Origin of the sequence: Sulfurospirillum sp. MES (assembly GCF_000789415.1) — a bacterium.
Taxonomy (GTDB): domain Bacteria; phylum Campylobacterota; class Campylobacteria; order Campylobacterales; family Sulfurospirillaceae; genus Sulfurospirillum; species Sulfurospirillum cavolei.
Genome location: NZ_JSEC01000003.1, coordinates 112142 through 129204 on the forward strand (window position 1 = coordinate 112142; position 17063 = coordinate 129204).

Annotated in this window: 18 protein-coding genes and 1 tRNA gene; 5 read left to right on the plus strand and 14 right to left on the minus strand. The window is 43.8% G+C overall.

The genetic code is table 11. The annotated features are described in order from the left end of the window. The first annotated feature begins 3 nt into the window (after positions 1–3). From OA34_RS06305 to OA34_RS06315, 3 genes are read left to right on the plus strand one after another with little or no spacing between them, the layout of a single operon-like run. On the plus strand, positions 4–384 hold the full coding sequence (locus OA34_RS06305) for a response regulator (RefSeq protein WP_039673556.1): 381 nt from the start codon (positions 4–6) through the stop codon (positions 382–384). A gap of 1 nt (position 385) precedes the next feature. Next, positions 386–982: a chemotaxis protein CheC gene (locus OA34_RS06310; protein WP_039673558.1), complete on the plus strand. Its 597-nt coding sequence runs from the start codon at positions 386–388 to the stop codon at positions 980–982. A 3-nt stretch (positions 983–985) separates the two neighbouring features. Continuing rightward, positions 986–2008: a sensor domain-containing diguanylate cyclase gene (locus OA34_RS06315; RefSeq protein ID WP_039673560.1), complete on the plus strand. Its 1023-nt coding sequence runs from the start codon at positions 986–988 to the stop codon at positions 2006–2008. Here OA34_RS06315 and OA34_RS06320 read toward each other — a convergent pair. From OA34_RS06320 to OA34_RS06370, 11 genes are all read right to left on the minus strand, one after another. Next, positions 2005–3291 carry a response regulator gene (locus OA34_RS06320; protein WP_039673562.1) on the minus strand — a complete coding sequence of 429 codons (1287 nt, stop codon included), beginning with the start codon at positions 3289–3291 and terminating at the stop codon, positions 2005–2007. The two genes, OA34_RS06315 and OA34_RS06320, sit on opposite strands and share 4 nt — an antisense overlap. Then, positions 3284–4816, minus strand: coding sequence for a PAS domain-containing sensor histidine kinase (locus OA34_RS06325; RefSeq protein WP_039673563.1), 1533 nt, complete (start codon positions 4814–4816; stop codon positions 3284–3286). The genes OA34_RS06320 and OA34_RS06325 overlap by 8 nt, the downstream gene beginning before the upstream one ends. A gap of 4 nt (positions 4817–4820) precedes the next feature. Further along, positions 4821–5846, minus strand: coding sequence for a protein-glutamate methylesterase/protein-glutamine glutaminase (locus tag OA34_RS06330; protein ID WP_039673565.1), 1026 nt, complete (start codon positions 5844–5846; stop codon positions 4821–4823). Then, positions 5839–6309, minus strand: a complete 471-nt coding sequence (locus OA34_RS06335) for a chemotaxis protein CheD (protein WP_039673567.1) — start codon at positions 6307–6309, stop codon at positions 5839–5841. Before OA34_RS06335 ends, OA34_RS06330 begins: the two co-directional genes overlap by 8 nt. After that, on the minus strand, positions 6309–7199 hold the full coding sequence (locus OA34_RS06340; RefSeq protein WP_060825251.1) for a sensor histidine kinase: 891 nt from the start codon (positions 7197–7199) through the stop codon (positions 6309–6311). Before OA34_RS06340 ends, OA34_RS06335 begins: the two co-directional genes overlap by 1 nt. A gap of 4 nt (positions 7200–7203) precedes the next feature. After that, positions 7204–8025 (minus strand): CheR family methyltransferase, encoded by an 822-nt coding sequence (locus tag OA34_RS06345; RefSeq protein WP_039673568.1) that lies wholly within the window; start codon positions 8023–8025, stop codon positions 7204–7206. Next, positions 8025–10082, minus strand: a complete 2058-nt coding sequence (locus OA34_RS06350; protein WP_039673570.1) for a chemotaxis protein CheA — start codon at positions 10080–10082, stop codon at positions 8025–8027. The genes OA34_RS06345 and OA34_RS06350 overlap by 1 nt, the downstream gene beginning before the upstream one ends. Beyond that, positions 10075–10344 carry a hypothetical protein gene (locus tag OA34_RS06355; protein ID WP_039673572.1) on the minus strand — a complete coding sequence of 90 codons (270 nt, stop codon included), beginning with the start codon at positions 10342–10344 and terminating at the stop codon, positions 10075–10077. The genes OA34_RS06350 and OA34_RS06355 overlap by 8 nt, the downstream gene beginning before the upstream one ends. 87 nt (positions 10345–10431) lie before the next feature. Beyond that, positions 10432–12429: a methyl-accepting chemotaxis protein gene (locus OA34_RS06360; protein ID WP_039673574.1), complete on the minus strand. Its 1998-nt coding sequence runs from the start codon at positions 12427–12429 to the stop codon at positions 10432–10434. Between the two features lie 19 nt (positions 12430–12448). Then, entirely contained in the window at positions 12449–12940 is a 492-nt protein-coding gene (locus OA34_RS06365) for a chemotaxis protein CheW (protein ID WP_039673576.1), read from the minus strand. A gap of 1 nt (position 12941) precedes the next feature. Continuing rightward, positions 12942–13328 carry a response regulator gene (locus OA34_RS06370; protein ID WP_039673578.1) on the minus strand — a complete coding sequence of 129 codons (387 nt, stop codon included), beginning with the start codon at positions 13326–13328 and terminating at the stop codon, positions 12942–12944. A gap of 161 nt (positions 13329–13489) precedes the next feature. Between OA34_RS06370 and OA34_RS06375 the strand changes: the two genes are divergently transcribed. Continuing rightward, positions 13490–14020 (plus strand): J domain-containing protein, encoded by a 531-nt coding sequence (locus tag OA34_RS06375; RefSeq protein ID WP_039673580.1) that lies wholly within the window; start codon positions 13490–13492, stop codon positions 14018–14020. A 61-nt stretch (positions 14021–14081) separates the two neighbouring features. Beyond that, positions 14082–14157 (plus strand) — tRNA-Ala (locus OA34_RS06380). A gap of 48 nt (positions 14158–14205) precedes the next feature. On the opposite strand, the gene OA34_RS13890 is transcribed toward OA34_RS06380, so the two are convergent. The 3 genes from OA34_RS13890 to OA34_RS06390 are packed head-to-tail and all read right to left on the minus strand — an operon-like array spanning position 14206 to position 17060. Continuing rightward, entirely contained in the window at positions 14206–14745 is a 540-nt protein-coding gene (locus OA34_RS13890) for a SpoIIAA family protein (RefSeq protein ID WP_353681546.1), read from the minus strand. Between the two features lie 28 nt (positions 14746–14773). Then, entirely contained in the window at positions 14774–14899 is a 126-nt protein-coding gene (locus OA34_RS13610; protein ID WP_256497300.1) for a hypothetical protein, read from the minus strand. Positions 14900–14948: 49 nt separating this feature from the next. Beyond that, complete coding sequence (locus OA34_RS06390) at positions 14949–17060, minus strand: heavy metal translocating P-type ATPase (protein ID WP_039673582.1); 2112 nt, start codon at positions 17058–17060, stop codon at positions 14949–14951. Positions 17061–17063: the final 3 nt, after the last annotated feature.

A 17063-nucleotide genomic window follows, 5' to 3' on the forward strand; every position in this document is an offset into this window, starting at 1 on the left:
GAGATGAGTTTATCGGAAAAAATGATTTTTTTAGTCGTGGACGATTCAAAAATTTCACGTAAATGGCTTATTGAAATGATCCCTAAAAAAATTGCCGAGTACACGCAAATTATCGAAGCCGAAAACGGCGAAGAAGCCGTAGCACTTTTTAAACAATACGCTCCCGATATCGTTTTTCTCGATATTACGATGCCGATCTTAGACGGATTTGAGGCTCTTCGACAGATTCGTGCCGCTAACAATGAGGCTTTGGTCGTTATGATTTCGGCCGACCGACAAAAAAGCACCAAAGAAAAGACCTTAGCTTTAGGTGCTTCTGCGATTCTCTCCAAACCGATCGACGCGGAAGAGTTTCGCTCAACGCTTTTAAAATTGGTTTTTTAACATGGTACAACATTTTAGTTCTCAACAAGAAGATATTTTAAAAGAGTTGATTAACGTCTCTTTCGGGCTTGCGGCATCGTTAATCGGAGATATGCTGGACAATTATGCCAAGTTACACCTCCCCGAAATTTCAAGCATCGATATTTTAAACCTTAACGGTAAAATCATCGAAGTCTTAGGAAGAGAAAATGAATTTTACCTTACGAAACAACGCTTTTTAGGCTCGTTTAACGGAGAAGTTTTATTTGTGTTCAATCCTTATTCCGCGCATGTTTTTACACATCTATTGCTCCAACAAGCAACATGCGACGATAACGATATTAAGTCGTCGATTTTAGAGCTGACCAATATTATTACGTCCGCATGTATCGGTAAATTTTGCGAAATTATTCACGGAGAAACGATTTTCAAAGTTCCTTCGATTGAAAAACGCGACGTCTTAGAAATGGATAAATACGATAAAATCGAAGGCTACGACAACGTGATCGTCATTAAAACGGCTTTGGACATTGAAAAAGAGAATATCTTAGGTCACATGTTCATTCTTCTTAATAATGAGATGCTCGAGCAGCTCAAACAAACTATCGACCAACTGTAAGCTATGTCTATTCATTACGAAACCCTCATCGACTCGATCAACGTCGGGATCATTACCGTCGATGCGAATTTAACGATTCACTATATTAACAAATGGGTAGCGGTGCATAACAATATCCAGCCCGATGAGGCTCAAGGACAAAACCTCTTAAGTGTTTTTGATATTCCCGAAGAAAAGCTTAAATCGCTCAAACGCCACATCAAAGCCGCTCTTACGCTTCATAGTCCCTCTTTTTTTACCGCCGACGCTAACGGTTATCTCTTAGCGATGCAAAACTCGATGACGATTAAGTCGGTCTTTGAATTTATGCAGCAAGACGTTACGATCGTCCCTTACGATTTAGAACAAAAAATTGTTACGATGCTGATTTACGATCAAACGACGTTGATGGAAGAAAAAAGCAAATGCAATAAAGAAAGTGCCGAGCTTGCCAAAGCGATCAAAATTGCTAATGCAACGATTCGAAAGTTGGAAACGGCACGTAACAAACTGGTTAAACAACAAGACATGATCTACAAGCAAGCCCACTACGACCATTTAACCTCTCTTGCCAATCGAATGCTTCTGCATCAACGTCTGCAACTTCTTATCGAAAGCAATCTATCCAGCGGCAAAAAATTCGGCGTTCTCTTTTTAGACCTTGATAATTTTAAAGAGATCAACGACTCCTTAGGGCACGACATCGGCGATATGATTTTAATTAACGTTGCAAAAACCTTGTTGCTTGCCACGCGAAAAACCGATACGGTAGCACGTTTCGGGGGCGATGAATTTATTATTTTGGTTGACGACATCGAAAGCGGGGACGTGCTACGCCATATCGCTTCCAAACTGGTCACAAACTTACAACAACCCATTCGCGTGCATCATATGGACATCGGCGTTACGACGAGTATCGGCATCAGCCTCTTCCCCGATCACGGTAAAGATTTCAATCAGCTTATTAAAAGTGCCGACGTGGCTCTTTACGAAGCCAAATCGGCCGGACGCAATACCTACAAAGTCTTTGCGCCTTCTAAACTTTAAAAAAACTCGATTTCATCATCATCCGTTACGGAGCCTTTCTCTTCAAAAATAGCCTCTATTTGCAAACACGAGCTTAAAAGCGAAGAGTCTAAATAGTGGATATCGCGTGCGACTTGCGTAATAAAAACATTTTCGCGCCATGAAGCCAAATCGCTTAAAAGGCTAAAAAGCATCGTTGAGAGTCGCTTGATTTTTTCACTCTCAAATTGATCTTCGGTTAAAGTGCTCAAAAAATTAATCAAGGTCTGAACCGCAAATCCCAAGTGTTCAAACGCCATTAATTCGGCAAGAACGTCGGCGTACTCTTGAAGATTCTCGTAAATAATTGCCAAACGTTGTTTGCTCGGCTCTTTTTCAAACGCCAAAATGGCACTGTCCGTTTCCTCGTTGAGTGCTTCAAGCGCATCAATTTTCGGCATAAGCGAAATAGCGGTCGATTGGACATAATCTTGCGCACTTAAAACATCGTCGTGCGTTTTGGAGAGAATTTTTTGAGCCTCTTCGCTCAAGCTCGAAACGCTCAGTTTCTCTTCGATGCGCCCCTTATCGAGTTGGATCGAAAGCATATCTTGACTTAAAATATATTTGGCGTTGGAAAAGTGTTTTAAGAAAATATTTTTAATCACCGCACTCTTTAACGGCCTTACATGTAAGAGCATCATAAAGAGTTTATCTTCGTTTTCTTCGACGATGATCGTACTTTCAAAATCACGGTGCGTGAGCCATAAACAAAAACCGAAAAAGAGACGTACGCAATCGCTTAAATCGATAATATTTTTAGGAGCATTGAGCCAATAGTCCCAAAATTCGCTTAATGCTTCTTCGCTATCGATGCGAAACGTGATCGTACGGTGAAAAACGCGACTGTTGAAAGGATTGATCGCGCGCTGATTTTTGCGAAGTTCTTGCTTACGAAATTCGATAATGCGTAAATACTGTTTGACGCGTTGTAAAAAATGTTCCGAATACAAAGGCTTTGTGAGATAATCTTCCGCTCCCAAAGCGAGCATTTTGTGCTTGGAGGTCTCGTCGTCTAAAGCACTTAAGGCGATAATCATCGTTTTTTTGTCGACTTGTTTGATGTAACGCGTTGCCTCAAAACCGTCTAAATTGGGCATCATAATATCCATAAAAATCAAATCAAAATGATTTTTGACGCACATTTCAACGGCAACTTGCCCGTCTTCGGCTTCTTGTATTTCTATTTCTTCAACCTCTTCGAGTAAGAGATTGAGCGTTAAACGGTTGTTATCGTTATCGTCGACGATCAATATTTTATACATATTTTGGCTCCTTTAATCGTTTCGTTAAACTAAATTTGACGCCGCCTAAGTGCGCGGAATCCTCTAAGCGATACTCAAAGCCTAAGCCTTCGCATAACAATTTCACAAAATGAAGTCCGATACCCGTCCCCTTTTTTTCCATGCTACTCGGTTTAGAAGCACTTTGATTGTACAGCTCAAAAACTTCTTCTTTATCTTGATCTCGGATACCTTTACCGTCGTCTTCGATCGTAATTACGAGAGTCTCCTTGCTCGAAGAGAGCGTGATCTCGACGGTCGACGTACCGTATTTAATCGCGTTGGAGAGAACGTTGGAGAGTATTTGCTTAAAGCGATACTCGTCGCTGCTCAAAAACGGCTCGCTATCGTCGCTATGAAATACCATCGTGCGATGATATTCTAACGCCAAGGCACCGTGTTTTTCGATCACGTCTAAAATGCTCTCTTTAGCGTTAAAAAACGTCAGATTGTAGTGCAACTTTTGATGGCGAAGCTTGCCCAAATCTAAAATATTGCTCACGTTTTCCAACATTGAATGCGCGCTTTTGTAAATTTGCTCCAAAAGATGCATCCGCTTTTCTTTGGGAATCTCTTCAATATTCGGCATATGCTTGTACAGGTATTGCGAAAAGTTCATAATGGCATTGAGCGGCGTCTTTAATTCATGCGTAAATAAAATCAAAAAAGCGTCTTTGGCTTCGGAAAGTTTCATCTGTTCTTGCGCTTGTTTTTCCTGCGCCTGCACGGCGCGCTTTTCAAGCAGCATCTGCGTAATGTCCTGCCTGACCGCTAAGTATTGTACGATTTTTCCGGTATGCGTGTCTTTAAAAGGGATAATAATCGTATCGCCCCAAAAATCACTACCGTCTTTATTTTTATTTAAAACCCGCTCTCGCCACACTTTTCCTTGCGTAATCGTCTTCCACATGTGCTCATAAATTTCCGTACCGTTAGCGGGATGGCGTAAAATACGATGGTTTTTTCCGATGACCTCGGCGGGAGTATATCCGGTGACTTTGGTAAAATTATCGTTAATGTAGGTAATATTGCCTTCCGTATCCGATTGCGATACGATCGAGGCGTCCAAAAGTGCTTCAAAATACTGCATATCGCTTAAAAAAATGTCGCTTTGCGACAACTCTTGGATGGCAGATTTAAGATGTACCGCCGCTTTGTCTTTTTCCGTTTCCAAACACAAATAACGTTCGCATTGTAACATCAAGACTTCATTCAAATTAAATGCATCCTCGGGACTTATAAAGATGATGATCGCAAGATCGAGATTGTGTTGTTTGATGCTCTGAAGCGTCGAGAAATAGGACGTTCCTTGATACGAAATCGTACCGAAGATAAGATCGAAGCGCGTGTGCGAAGCCAACTCAAAAATCGACGCGGCATCGGTTTCCCAATAGAAACGATGGTGCGTCAACGAAGCGACATGTAAAAGTTCTTGATGCGCTACCATCTCACCGATCACTAAAATATTCAACGATACGTTATGCGTGTGTAAGACGGAAGCTTCCATGGTGCTATGTCTCCAAAAAGCTTAAGACCGATTGCGAAATTTCTTCAAGCGGTACGACGGCATCGACGCCTCCTAGTTTGATAGCCTCCCTTGGCATACCGAACACGACGCAACTCTCTTCAGACTGGGCAATTGTTTTAGCACCGTTTTGATGCATATGAAGCATCCCTTTTGCCCCGTCGTTTCCCATACCGGTTAAAATCACTCCGATCGCATTGGCTCCGGCCACTTTCGCAACGGAATTGAACATCACGTCGACGCTCGGACAATGCCCGTTGATTTTGCGACCTTCTCCGATTTCGACGTAATAACGTGCTCCCGAACGACGCAACACCATGTGCAATCCTCCGCGTGCAACGTAAGCCGTACCGATTTCCAAAAAAGCTCCGTTTTGCGCTACTTTAACGTCGATAGCGCACAATTCGCTCAGGCGTGCCGCAAACGTAGCAATGAACGTATCGGGCATATGTTGCACGATAATGACTGCCGGAGAATTTTTAGGCAGCCCTCTTAAGACGACTTTCAAAGCCTCCGTACCTCCCGTACTTGAGCCGATAGCAATGACTTTTTTCGTCGTCTCCGCAATGCTGAGTTGATTCGCGATCACCCGTTTAAGCGGTACGATTTGACGCAATTTTGCGTACGATGCATCGACGACTTTTTGAATCAATTCTTCTCGAATCTCTTCTTTACCGTCGTAAATATTTGAATGCGGTTTAGCCACATAATCGATGGCACCAGCCGCCAAAGCATCGAGCGTGACTTGCGCGCTTTTGCGCGTCAACGAAGAGACCATCACGACCGGTGTCGGCATATGGTTCATCAGCTTTTGAAGAAACGTAATGCCGTCCATTCGCGGCATCTCGACGTCTAAACAAATCACGTCCGGTCGTTTTTCGACGACCATATCGCGTGCGATATAAGCATCTGCGGCAAGACCTACGACTTCGATACGCGGATCGCTTTGTAAAATCTCTTGTAAAATATGGCGTGCCGTGGCACTGTCGTCCACGATAAGAACTTTAATCATGCATGATCTCGTTTTGAACGTATTTGAGCATAATACGATTGGCATCGCTGATCATCATAATGCGCCTTCCGTTATTTCCGCCCGTATCTTCGGCTTTAATGGGAATGCCGAGCGATCGTAACGTCTCTTTGGCGATCATAACGTTTTTGTGCCCGATCATTTGCGCTTCGCTATTGGCAACGTGAATATTAGCTCCGCCGAAAATCTTCGCTTCGATATTGCGGCGCAAACACCCGATATTTTCCATCGTTTCTAGAAGCCTCGGTATTGCGATATTTCCGAATTTCGGGCTTTCCAAACCGTTTCCGTTCCACAAAGGCAGTAAATAATGGTTCATTCCGCCGATCATCGTAACCCTATCGTAAAGGCATACCGCAACGCACGATCCAAGTACCGTGACGATTTCCGTAGCTTCGACTCCTATGAAAATCTCACCGACATGGATAAACTTACGCGGTAGCATTAAAACTCTTTCATCTCGAAATCGTCAAACATAAACTCATTGGCACTCTCGCTCGCAACCGACTCCGAAGCACTTGCTTCTTGAAGCTTCAATGCCACTTTAAAAACCGTCAACGCTTCGGAAGAGTCGTAATCGATCGAACCTTCCAGCGATTCGACCAAGGCATTAACGACGCTTAAGCCCAGCCCCAATCCGTCGACCGATTCGCGCGCTCGGCTTTGTTTATCGACTTTTTTAAAGCGATTAAAGACCTCTTTTTTATGCTCTTTGGCAATGACGTCTCCGGTATTGCTGATCTCCATGACGACGGTATCGTCTTGAATGTAGGCTCGAAACGAAACGGTATTTCCGCGAAACGAATATTCGCAGGCATTGGAAACCAAGTTCATTAAAATCGTGTGCAACTTTTTGGCGTCGCTAACGATTTTGCTCGGCATTTCGATTTTTTTAACGACATGTAAGGATTTATCTTCGATCAAGTAGCCCAAAAGTTTACACACTTCTTCAAAAAGCATATCAATGTCTACGCTGCTCAAATGGCTTCCGATCTCGCCCGCTTCAATCTCGGCGGCGGTAAAAATATTCCCGAGCTGAAAATTGAGTTTTTGAAGCTCTACGTCCAGCAAAAGTTTCATGCTTTGCGTACGCGGCGAATCATCGTTTTTCAACATCATGGACGAAAGATTGAGAAGCGAGCCGATCGGATTGTTGAAAACATTTTTAATCAATGAAAGAAATTCGCCTTTAACTTTATCGGTTTCACGTAGCTTTTCATTGAGGTCGTAGAGTTTTTTGGTTAAAAATTCCAACTCTTTGAGCGTCTCGTTTTTTTGCTCGAAACGTTTTTTAACTTCCGCCAATAACCGCGCATCGCTTATATCGTCCATCATCGTCTCACACCTTCTGATAAATTGAAGCCCCTTTGGATTTAAAGCCTTGTTTCATATCGGTAAGGGCTTCGGAACTTCCGATAAACAAATACCCCTCTTTCGTAAGAAGCGTATGAAATTTTTTAACCAATTGTTCTTGCGTAGGCTTATCAAAATAGATCATAACGTTGCGGCAAAAGATAATATCGAACATCCCTTCTTTAAAAAGAGCGTAATTTCCCGTCACCAAGTTGTACTCGCGAAACGTTATCATGGACTTTAAACGTTCGTCTATCCTAAACGATTGCGTTTGCGATTCGTACGTAAAATAACGTTGAAGCAAAACAGGATCGATCCCTGCACATGCTTTTTGCGTATACGTCCCCGTTTGCGCCGCCTTTAAAACGCGCGGCGACACATCCGTCGCTAAAATTTTAATATCCCACGCACCGCTTTTGGCTAAATGCGTATCTAAGAACATCGCAAGGGTATAGGGCTCTTCGCCGCTGGAACACGCCGCCGACCAAATGCGTAGCTTTTTTGCCGGATGTTCGGCAAGTGCGGCACTGTAAGTTTTTAAGAAATCCCACTGTTTGGCTTCGCGAAAAAAAGAGGTCACGTTGGTCGAAATCAACGAGGAGAGGTACGCAAACTCTTCCCCGCTCGTATCGTTACTCAAACGATCGTAATACTCTTTAAAACTGACTAAACCAAGCTGTTTTACGCGTTTGGCAAGGCGCGCTTGCACCAAGTAGATTTTTTGTGCGCCTAAATTAATCCCTAAATGGTCATAAATATAGTGTTTAAAAAGCGTAAACTCTTTTTGGCTGAGCACCAAATTGCTCATTAATACAACTCTTCAACATTTAAAATCAATGCCACCTCGCCGTTACCCATAACGGCACCTCCGCTGACGCCTTCCGTTTTAGCGAAAAATTCTCCCAAAGTCTTAATGACGACTTGCTGACGGCCGACCAATTCATCGACCAATAAAGCGAATTTACCTTTTTGGTTTTCGATACACACTAAGGTAGATTCCCAAGCATTCGGCTTTTGAGCGTCGAGTTCAAGCACTCTGTTTAAGCGAATGATCGGTAAAAGCTCCGATCGAAGTTGCACGAACTCTTCTTTACTGCCGGCAACATGGACTTCATCCTCGGCAGGTCGAAACGACTCGATAATACACAACGTCGGGATAATAAAAATCTTTTCGCTCGAACGTACGATCATGCCGTCGATAATCGCCAAAGTCAAAGGCAAGATAATCAAAAACGTGCTGCCTTGATTCGGAACGGAAGAGATTTCCACCTTTCCGCGAACGCTTTCAATCGCCGTACGAACGACGTCAAGCCCAACGCCGCGCCCCGAAAGATCGCTGATTACATCCGCCGTCGAAAATCCAGGTTGCATAATCAGGTTATAAATTTGTACCTCGTTGAGTTCGTCTTCGGGTTTTACCAAACCTCTCTCCAAGGCTTTTTGGTACACTTTTTCTTTATTGATGCCTCGACCGTCGTCTTTAACTTCGATGATAATATTGCCGCCGCGATGGTATGCACTAAGCGTTACGATACCCTCATCGCTTTTGCCTGCTTTGCGGCGTTCTTCGACGTTCGTTTCGATCCCATGGTCAATCGAGTTGCGAATAATATGAATCAGAGGATCGGACAGTGCTTCCACCATCGTTTTATCGATCTCGGTATCTTCGCCCTGAAGAACGAGGTGTATCGGTTTTCCGACTTTTTTCGAGGAATCGCGCACGACGCGTTTCATCTTTTCAAACGTATCGCGAATCGGGATCATACGTAACGACATGACCCGATTTTGAATCAATTTGGTAATTTTTGAAAGGTTTTCGATGGTCTTCGTGACTTCGGCATCGCGTACCGCTTTAATTTTACCGTTTTCGCCCAGATAATTTTGAGCGATAACCAACTCTCCGATCGAATCGAACAACTCGTCGAGCTTTTGCGCATCGATTTTTAAAAACGTTTTTTGAACCAATGCGGCTTTGATCTCTTTGTTTTCCTCTTTGGCAAGAGGCACACTTGCGACTTCCAAAGACGCTTCAGGAACAATGCTTGGTATCGATTGCTCGACGATAGGTCTTGGCACGGCAACGATACGGTACTCCTGCGGCTCTAAAAAATCAAAAATCTCTTCGATTTGCGCTTGCGAACTTTGGGTCGCGTACATAATCTCGACTTGCCTAAAGTAATTGTATTCGCTATCAAACGTCTCTAGCGTACATGTGTCGATCGGACTCCAAAAAGAGGCCAAAATGCGCCCGACATGTGAAAGATTTTTGAAAAATAAAAAGTGGTCGAACCCGCGCAAATAGATATCGCTATCCAACGTTAGAACGATCGTATAAAGCGTTTCTTCACCCTCAAGTTGCTCAAAAAAAGAAGCTACGTCGGGGCGTTGAATAAGCATCAGTTCGTCAAAAATCTCATTACCGAACTCTTGCGCAAGATCGTTACATGTTATTGTCGCTTGTGCGGGTTCGGGAGTCGTTTTCAACGTCGAAATAATCTTTTGGATTTGATTGAGGCATGCTTCGTAACCCTCGGGATGACCGCTACGCTCCGAAATTTCAAACTCAAGCGTCTCTTTGATCAGGTTGACGCTTTCCAAAAAAAGATCGACGTGGCTTGCGCTCGGCGTTATATCGGAACTTCTAAAAAAGTCTAAAACATCTTCGAAATGATGCACAAACTCCCCAAGACGCGAAAAATTAAACGCGTTAGCACTCCCTTTTAAGGTGTGAACGCCTCGAAAAATTTCGTTTAAAAGGGCTTTATTACTCGGCGACTCTTCGTAATTTAAAATATCGATATCCATCTTTTCGATAATATCGTTTGCTTCTTCGATAAAAATCTGTTTTAGTTTTTCTTTACTCATGGCTGTTCCAATAAAGCGTACCGAAAACACCCAAGTCTAAAGGTATTTTATCGATTGCATCGATTTTAAGGCTCGGTTTTTCCTGTTTCAAGCACCATAAAAGCGCCCATAAAGAAGAGCTCGTCGGTAAGCCTTCTTTGGAAGGGAAAATCACAATCTCTTCAATATAGGCTAATCGGTCTTTGACAAAAAGCGTCAGAGCTTTGATCTCTTCCAAATCCATATCGAAATCAAGCTCCAGTACATCACCGTCTATACACATATACTACCCTTCTTACAAGCTTGGTACACAACGCGCTACATGTCACTTTTGATGCAGCGCTTTTTCGTACGGAAAAGAGTTTTTTGTTTAAAACTCTTTTAGATCGTCTTCGCCTAAAGGAAAGACATCTTCATTGCTACGCTTGGAGGCGGTTTGCGAAAAGGAAGGCGTTTTAACTTTTTTTGCACCGGAAGTGACCGACAAACGTTTCGGCGCGGGAACAACCGGTGAAAGACGTTTTGTTGTGCTTGCTAAACTTGGACGAGGCGAATCTTTACCCATATCAAACCCGGCTAAAGCCGCCATTTCCGCAACGCTTTGAAGCATTGCCAACGCTTGTGCGTTGAGTTCTTCGGCCGCCGCCGCCGTCTCTTCGGACGCGGAAGCGTTTTGTTGGGTAATCTGATCGACCGATCCCATCGCCGTTGCGATTTGGTTCATTCCTTCGGCTTGTTCTTTAGCGGAAATCGCAATCTCTCCGATCAGATCCGACGTCTTTTTGATGCCGTTGAGGATTTCGGTAAACGACTCTTTCGTTTTATTGGCGACTTCGGTTCCCGCTTTGACTTGATCGATACTTGCTTCAATAATGCCCGTAATCTCTTTAGCGGCACCCGCGCTACGCTCCGCCAGATTTTTAACCTCTTCGGCGACGACGGCAAAACCAAGACCGTGTTCACCCGCACGCGCGGCTTCTACGGCGGCATTAAGTGCTAAAAGATTGGTTTGAAACGCAATTTCGTCGATTGTTTTAATAATTTTGGCAATTTTTTGTGAAGAATCGGTAATTTTTTCCATCGCGACCATAAGATCTTGAACACGTTGATTGCCCTCTTTTGCCGCATCGTTGGAGTGTTGCGCCAAGATGTTCGCTTCGCGTGAATTTTCCGCGTTTTGGTTGTTGCTCGCAGTGGCTTGCTCGATCGTCGCGCTAACTTCTTCAACGCTACTCGCTTGCGAACTTGCACCCTCTGCTAAAGAAACCGACGCCGAGCTAATTTGCTCACTGGCACTCACGACTTGCGTCGTACCTTCAGAGAGCGACTTCACGGATTCGACGACGACTTTGACGATACTACGAATAATGAACACTGCGGTTAAAAGACTGATGATAACGGCGATAATCAAACCTACGAGCATCACGACAGAGGCAACGCTTAAAGAATCGGAAGCATTATCGGAAACTTCTTTCGTATTGCCGACGCCCAGTTGCATCACAGAAGACGCCGCATCTAAAACATCGGCGGCGGCTTTCACGCGAATCGCATTTTCCGTTGCGGTTTCTTGCATAACGCTTATCATTCCTTTTAAGGAAGATTCGTAAACTTTAGCGGCATTTTCAATGTTCTTTAAATCTTCAAGATTATTAGCTTGAACAGTATTGGCTTTGATTTCGGTTAATAATTTATAGATAGCATCGAAAGAGGCGACGGCATTTTCAAGCATTTTCAAATCCCGTTTGAGTTGCGCACGCTGACCTAAGACGCGTGTATTGTGCGCAAGATCGATGACTTCGTTAATGTGGCTTATTTTAGCAAGACGTGATAAAAGTTTTGTTCCGTCTTGCTTCGTGTGAATCTCTTCTTTAAGATTACTCTCTTGATTATCGAGGTATTTAGAAGCATTTTTCATAAAAATCGTTGCATTTTCAACCATTGCAGCATCGTACTGCTTTTTGCGCTCTAAAAGTTTTTCGGAACGATCATTCGATGCGATATATTCTAAAGTGCTTTTTGAAGCTTTTTGTTCGCCTTCAATCAAATTGGTTAAATGGTATTTTTTCCCGTGAACTTGCGCTTCGTTCAAATATTTTTGAAGGTTAATAAACTCTTTTTTGGCATTTGCAAGAGACTGTTCATTGTCCTGCATGGTAAAAGCGCGAACATCGTAACGAATTTGATTGGCTGATGCAAAAATCTTACTCGCTATTTCAACTTCCGGAGCATAAACTTCTGCAAGTTTTGCGGAATCTTGAGAAGCATTACGCATATTGACAATAGCCAAAATACCTAACGCCAACGTAATGAACAATAAAATACCGAATCCGATAGAAATTCTTTTGCCCAATGTCATAGTCTTATTCATCCCCTATCCTTTTATAGTGCTACGCAGTTTTACTTAATGCTTGTACGACACCCAATTCGTCTTCGCCGAAAAGAGCTACTAAATCCAAAATCATAATGACTTTATTTTTCTGTTTTGCCATATTTTTAATAAATTTCGTATCTACGTTGGCTCCGAACTCCGGAGGCAACGAGATATTTTCATCGTCTACGTTCACGACTTCTTCAACCTTGTCGACGATAAAACCTATGTTCTTTCCGTCGATCGTAATGATCACGATAGAAGTGTACATGTGAGGTTCGATTTCGGGCATATCAAATTTGATACGCATATCCACGACGGGGATAATATTTCCGCGAAGATTCATAACGCCTTTAATAAAATGCGGCGTTTTCGGTACAGGAGTCGTTTTCATCATCGCGATGATCTCTTTTACGTCAAAAATATTGACACCGTATATTTCATCTTGCAAATAAAACGTCAAAAACCGATTGGCGGTTAGTCCAACTCCTTTAGCATGCTTCTCTTCCATGTTACAGTCCTAATACCATCGTAATCGCTTTGATGAGCTTATCGTCGCTAAAAGGCTTTACCATCCACCCCGTCACTCCGATAGCCTTACCGCGTGCCTTCATATCCGGAGAACTTTCCGTCGTCAAGATGAGAATAGGTCTGTTTTTAAATTTATCATGGGATTTAAGTTCGGCCGCAAGATCAAGTCCGCTCATTTGCGCCATATTAATATCACTAATTAAAAGATCGTAATCTTCTTTGCCGCTTAAAAGGGCTTCAAGCAGTTCCGCAGGGTTAAGGTACGTCGAAAACTGAATCGTTCCCCGCCCGATCATCTCTTCAAGAGCCATCTGTGCCGTTGCAAGAATCGTTTTAGAATCATCTACTAAAATGACTTTTTTACCCACACTATCTCCTTTAATTACCACGAGTTTTGTGCTCTATGGTAATAGCAATCTTCGTTAATATAGCTTAAAGAATATTAAAGAAGTGTTAAAAATATCGGGAAAATACGTACGCTAATCCATTATGGAACTTCTTTTGCTTTTTAAGGTAAAAAGGAGAGATTATGCAACTTCGTTTGACGCCGCATTGTATTTGTATTTACCTCTCAAAAACTTCGTCGTATTATGAAACCGTGATGCATACGCTCAATCAAACTTTCGGACAACCTTTTTGGATCAAAGAGACACTCATTAATATTGCCTTGCATCATGAATTAGAGCGACGAAAAGCATTTTTAATCTCTTTATATCGCCATTGCGCTTTAGCTTCAAAGACGCACAACGCACTTTTTTTACAAAAACTGATCGCTTTTTGCGCCAAACCGATCAAACTGATTATTACACACGAAACAACAAGCACCTCTTTAGAAAACATCGAAACTCGGACGGATCCTTATCGCTTGCTTCGAGCCAATAAATACGAGAGTTTTCACTCGATTCGCCGTAAATACCTCCGCTTGGCAAAAGCCTATCATCCCGATACGCTTCAAACGAATGACGACGCCTTGCGCCAAACAACGACACTCAAGTTTCGTCAAATACAAGAAGCCTACGAAGTCATTAAAGCAGAAAAAAAGAGACAAACCGCCGCATAAAAATCTTTTTTAAGGTTTGATTGGTACAATACTCTTCTTAATTTTCTTCCCGATCCGAAACGGGGTGTTAGCTCAGCTGGGAGAGCGCAACGCTGGCAGCGTTGAGGTCAGGGGTTCGATCCCCCTACACTCCACCATTCCCTTATGTACACTCTTTTATAACGATAACGCCTTAATGAAAATCGTTAAACGATTTTTGTATCCAACAGCCATTCCCTTGCCAACTCAACGGTTTCGAAATAGGCCATTTGAGGTTTGCTAATCAACACTTTCGTGAGGGAGATAGAGAGTTTTTCAAGTTTACTTTGTCCGACGATTGCTACTTTTTGCATTTCGGGGTGTTTTCCGAAACCGCGTAAAAGATCATGCCAAATCACGCCCGTTTCAATGGTTTCTAATGCTCGTACGTCCATTAAAAGCAAGGTAGAAGGTTTATCGTAAGAGGCAAGAAGCGCATCCAAGCGCGATTCGAACCTTTCGACCTCTTCATGCGTTAAAACGCCCGAAAGGCTCATCGATGCGTAAACTTCCTGAAAGTTAAGCGCGTTGACGCAAGGTTCTTTAGAAGCCAAAGGCTCTTTTTTCGTTTTGGAAGGTTGATACAAGAAATGATGCCAAAGCGAAAAACCCACTAACGCGGCACCCGCACCGACATGTAAGTTTTTCATCGTTTTCGAGTTCATCGCAAACGATGTGGCGACAATCGCAACCATTGAGGCGGTCATACCGATTTTTGCGACCTCTTTTTTGGTTTCAAGATCCCATTGAACGCGAAATGGACTTGGCTCTTTTTTTATCGAATTTTCGTTTTGCATTTTTTCCCGTTTCATACGTTAACGCCAACGTTAAAACAGCGGCAACTCCAAGAATCAGAGGCATGGACAACTCCTTTAATGATAAAAGTTATCACAATTATAAACCTTCGCTTCTAAGAATCGGCTGAAACGCGACGTTTGATTTTTTGCATCGAATTTAACAACAATCCAATCGTCGTACCGTTATGTAAAATAGCCGTTGCAATCGGGCTTAAAAGCCCCGTTGCGGCTCCGGCCAAGATTACGCTGTTAATCCCTACGGTTGCGTTAAAATTGGCGTGAATACGCTCCATCGTCTTGTTGGCTAAAATCTTTGCGTCTACGACCGCTTCGATATCGTCTTTTAACAAACTAATATCCGCCGTCGCTTTAGCAATATCCGCACCTTTGTACATACTGATGCCTACATGTGCGTTCATCAACGCCGGTGCATCGTTGATGCCGTCTCCGACAAACGCAACCGTTTTTCCGCTTTGCTTCAAAGACTCTACGATGCGCGATTTATCGGTCGGCATCAGTTTGGCGTAAACCGTATCGATACCGAGTTCCTGCGCCAAGACATCGGCTTTTTCCTGCACGTCTCCGGTCAGCATAACCAGCTCTTTTGCGCCTAAACGACGCAACATGGCTAAAGCATTTTTGGCATTTTCGCGTACGCGATCCATCATACCGATCGTCCCCAATAATTTTTTATCGTAGGCGATATACAGTAAAATCTTACCGTCTTGCATGCATCGATCGATCATCGCTTGATGCCCCTCAAAAGAGACCTGTTCGTCGTCTTCTAAAAAGTGTCGACTACCGATAATGACCTCTTTGCCGTTAATCTGCGTTTTAACGCCGTGCGCGACGATAAACTCGACCTCTTCGTGATGCATATGCACAAAACCGCGCTCTTTTGCCGCTTTGACGACCGCTTCGGCTACGGGATGAAAATAGTGTTCTTCTGCGCTGGCGGTCAGGTTTAAAATCGCCTCTTCGCTCCATTGCGAACTAAAAGAGTGAATGCCTACGACTTCCAACTCGCCGCGCGTCAGCGTTCCCGTTTTGTCAAAAACAAACGTATCGACGTGGGAAAGCTGTTCCAACGCTTTGGCACCTTTAATCAAAACGCCTTCACGTCCGGCAATTGAGAGCGAATTTTTAAACGCGACGGGGGTCGCTAATTTTAAAGCACACGAATAATCCGCCTGTAAAACGGCGGCGACGCTTGCCATATCGCGACGAATCGCATACGAAAGTCCCGCAAGCCCCAAGGTAATCGGTACGAGTTTATCCGCTAAGCGCGTCGCTTTAAGACCGATGGCCGATTTTTCGTCCAACGAACTTTTAATATAATGTTTAATACGCTCCGTCGCCGTATCGCTTCCGACATGTTCGGCCCATATGCGAATGCGTCCCGCTTCGACAACCGTTCCGGAAATAACGCGATGTCCGCGCTCTTTGCGAACGGGTTCGGCTTCTCCCGTCATCGAAACTTGATTGATCGAGGCGGTTCCGTCCACGATATGTCCGTCCACGGGAACCGTATCGCCTGCTCCGACGATGACGATATCGCCTATTTTAATCTGTTCGGTCGGTAAACGTTTTTGCGTCACGGTTCCGTCAACCTCGACCTCTACCCACGCCTCGTCGACATTGGGCTTAGCCAGCTCTTTGATCAAATCGTCGCTTTTTTGAACCATGCTCTCTTCAATGTATTCGCCGATTTCGAGCATGACGTTGGTACCGTTTGCCGCACTGTAATCGCCGCGCGCCAAAGAGACACTCACCGCCATGGCTTCAAGAACTTTCGAGGTTAAGCCTTCGCTAAAAAGCTCTTGAACTCCTTTTTGCAAAAGCGGCAGGCTTGCCAAGGCACTGATAGCCAACTTCAGATTGGGCTGGGGAATGAACGGCTGAAACAATAACGCACTGCTAGCACGCGCAATGCCCCGCATACTCGGCGGCTCTTGCGTATCGTGAAAACATGCGTTCAATTCGGTATCGCAAACCCTATACGCGTCAAGGTTGAAACGCAAAAGCCGCTCTTTGATCTGCGCCGCATCGACAGGTTCTTCAAACATCAGAATTAACGAACCGAGTTTTGCGTTCATACGAACGGTTTTTGCCTCTAGCTCCGTTTTAAGGGCATGCGTCAACTCGTACGAATCAAGCCCTCGAAAATCAGGCGATACAAACCGTAAGCGGCGGGTACTTTGATGCGCTAAACTCAAAGATTGCATCGT